Below are 389 nucleotides of genomic sequence, written 5' to 3' on the forward strand. Positions count from 1 at the left end.
GCACGAGCACTATCCGAGGCACGGAAACAGGTTCACCGGAGAGCCGGCTTACTTCCACCACATAATCAACGCCGCCAAGACCCTGATGGAGGAGCTCGGTTTAACCGTTAACGACTTTGACTATGCTGTTTTCCACCAGCCAAACGTCAAATTCCCGCTTACCGTCGCGAAGATACTTGGAATTCCGAAGGAGAAAGTCCTCCCGGGACTGCTCACTGGAATAATCGGAAATACATACAGCGGCGCCACGATGGTCGGTGTTTCTGCCGTTCTCGACATCGCCAAGCCCGGGGACAGGATTCTGTGGGTAAGCTTTGGTTCCGGAGCCGGAAGCGACGCCTTCAGCATAGTCGTTCAGGACGCCATAGAGGAGAAGCGCGACCTCGCTC

1 protein-coding gene is annotated in these 389 nt (G+C 55.5%); it reads left to right on the forward strand.

The annotated features are described in order from the left end of the window. Nucleotides 1-389, forward strand: a 389-nt coding sequence (locus E3E25_RS11465) for a 3-oxoacyl-[acyl-carrier-protein] synthase III C-terminal domain-containing protein (protein ID WP_304940873.1), incomplete at both ends; no start/stop codon positions are given.

Source organism: Thermococcus sp. MAR1 (genome assembly GCF_012027305.1).
GTDB lineage: Archaea > Methanobacteriota_B > Thermococci > Thermococcales > Thermococcaceae > Thermococcus.